Annotated in this window: 1 protein-coding gene and 1 tRNA gene; one reads left to right on the top strand and one right to left on the bottom strand. The window is 27.5% G+C overall.

Annotated elements, in window-relative coordinates; all coding sequences use genetic code 11:
- The first annotated feature begins 396 nt into the window (after window positions 1-396).
- Window positions 397-473, top strand: a tRNA-Arg gene (locus HUJ77_RS15305).
- Between the two features lie 145 nt (window positions 474-618).
- On the opposite strand, the gene pulA is transcribed toward HUJ77_RS15305, so the two are convergent.
- Entirely contained in the window at window positions 619-2,604 is a 1,986-nt protein-coding gene (gene pulA, locus HUJ77_RS15300; RefSeq protein ID WP_291710120.1) for a type I pullulanase, read from the bottom strand.
- Between the last annotated feature and the right edge of the window lie 200 nt (window positions 2,605-2,804).

Genomic DNA, 2,804 nt, shown 5'->3' with positions numbered 1-2,804 from the left:
TAAAAGAATTGCTGGTTTATTTTATACTTAACTTATATTCTGTTCAATTTTCAAAGATCATTTTCTTCATCGCTCTCAAGCGACTTCTATATATTATCACCTCGTGTTTTACTTGTCAACATGTTTTTTTCTTTCATTTGACTCGTTTCCCGAGAACATTGACTATTGTATCATAGACTAAATCTTATTCAAAAATATTAATCATATTTATTTGAAATTATCCTTTTCTTTCTTTATTATTATACTTATTTCTTTATTTTATGCATATTGATACGCTAGGATATGTTTAATTTAAATAATTCAATATTCTTTACTTTAAACATAAAAAATAAGTATTTATTATACAAATATAGAAATTAAAATGAATTAATAATATAATAGAATTTGTAATGTTTTGCATCTATAGCTCAGCAGGATAGAGCGCTGGACTTCGAATCCATCGGTCGGGGGTTCGAACCCCTCTAGGTGCGCCAAGATATACTGTCCAATTATATGAAACTAATATATTTATTATAACTTTTGTTATATGAATCTATTTTTATCTTATTGTATAATTGTAAATTTAAATTGGAGCTATTTTCACAGCTCCAATTTAAATACATTCCATTAATTCAGATATTATAAATATTTTAATATTAAAGCTGATATACCTTTTACTTTAATAACAGAATCATTTATTTCATAAATTCCGTTTTCATCAATATCAGTATCGTCTAATATAGCTAAAAATCTATTATGGTCTAACTTAACTTTAACATCATGTTTATTTCCATTAAATATCACTATTACCTTTTCAAGAGAATCCTTAAACTTATGTCCATCTAATATATACGCTACAATATTTTTTTGATTAAAATTTACCCCTTCTTTTAAGAAATTAATATTTTCATTAATATCATTGAATAAATCCATTCTAAATATCTTATGATTTTTTCTTAAATTTATTATTTTCTTATAATAATTGAAAATGTCAATATACTTTTCTTTTCTACTCCAATCAAATTTATTAACATAATCTGATGATTTATAGCTATTCTCCACCAAGCTTCCATCTTTTTCTCTCTTGCTTCTAAGAATCTCATCTCCTGAATGAATAAATGGTATTCCTTGTGATGTCAATATAATAGCTGCTGCTAATTTATTCATTTTGATTCTTTCTTCCTTACTGGATATCGGTTCTGCCAAGGATATTTTGTCCCACATTGTATAATTGTCATGAGCTGATGTATATGTAATAACTTGATGTGGTTCATTAGCCCATGGCCTCTTGGAGTATAAAAGTTTATTAAAGTCTATATCTTTATGTTTTGTTGATGCTACTATACCAAACTTAATAGTTTCATCAAAATCATTTACACCATTAATAAAGCCACCTTTTTCTCTTTCGAATACACTTCCCTTTATTGCATCCCTTATATCATCACTAAATACTCCTATTTGTAGATTCCCAAAGCTATTTACATTTTCTTTTAGTGATAATTTTGAGTTATCCATTGGAGATTTATCAGCCTTCCATCCTTCTCCGTATATTAATATATCATCTCTTAACGCTAATCTAATTTCTTTCATTGTATCAATATCATGAAGTCCCATTAAATCAAATCTAAAGCCATCTATCTTGTATTCATCAACCCAGTATTTTACTGAATCTAAAATAAATTTTCTTACCATAGCTCTTTCTGATGCTAATTCATTTCCACAGCCTGATCCATTAGAAAAATCTCCAAATTCATTTTGTCTATAATAATATTTTGGTACTATTTTGTTGAAATTCGAATTTTCTGTATCTGCAGTATGATTGAATACTACATCCATAACAACTTTAAAGCCTAGTTCATGAAGTTGCATAATTAACTCTTTAAATTCTCTTATTCTAACTTTCCCTTCATAGGGATTAGTTGCATATGATCCTTCTGGGACGTTATAGTTTAAAGGATCATAACCCCAATTATATTCTTCCTCGTTATAATTCATTTCATTAACAGTTTTATAATCAAATACAGGTAGTAATTGTATAACGTTTACACCCAAATCTTTTAAATGATTTATTCCTATATTTCTTCCATCATTTAAATAAGATGTATCCTTATAAAAAGCTTTAAATTTACCTTTTATATCTTTTTCTATTCCACAGCTATCATCTATTGTAAAATCTCTTATATGAGCTTCATATATAATAGCATCTAGAGGACTGTTAAATTTAGGAACTTTATGTTCATACCATCCTAAAGGATTTGTGTCATTTAAGTCTACTACCATCCCCCTATTTCCATTAACTCCAACAGCTTTTGCATATGGATCAACTACTTCATTTTCTACTTCTTGTCTTTTTACACGGTAATTGTAAAATTCTCCATCTAAGTCTCCTTCTACTTCTACCTCCCAAATTCCATTACACTTATAATTCATATCTATAACTTCTTCATGATAATTATTATAAAGATAAGGATTTTTACCAAACAAAATTACTTTTACTGATTCTGCTAATGGTGACCAAAGCCTAAATACTGTTTTTTCTTTACTATAAATTGCCCCTAATTCTCCATCATATTGATATAATTTATCAAACTCATCTACTGAATATCCTGTATATATATTAGACATATACTCCCCTCCCATAAGGACATTATATTACGCAAATTTATTTTTTCATATAAATTATTATTTTTTTGTTTAAAGTACTAAAATAATTAAGTTTTTTTGTCATTTTATAAAAAAAAAGCTTACGACTATCGTAAGCTTTTTTGGAGCGGGTGATGAGAATCGAACTCACGTAACTTGCTTGGAAGGCAAGGGCTCTACCA

This window comes from Clostridium sp. (assembly GCF_021443865.1).
Lineage (GTDB): Bacteria > Bacillota > Clostridia > Clostridiales > Clostridiaceae > Clostridium.
This window is presented reverse-complemented; position numbering and strand designations above follow the sequence as displayed.

What these genes read in the sequence shown, in the direction of transcription:
- pulA (WP_291710120.1), bottom strand. Translation starts at nt 2,604, where the DNA reads ATGTCTAATATATATACAGGATATTCAGTAGATGAGTTTGATAAATTA.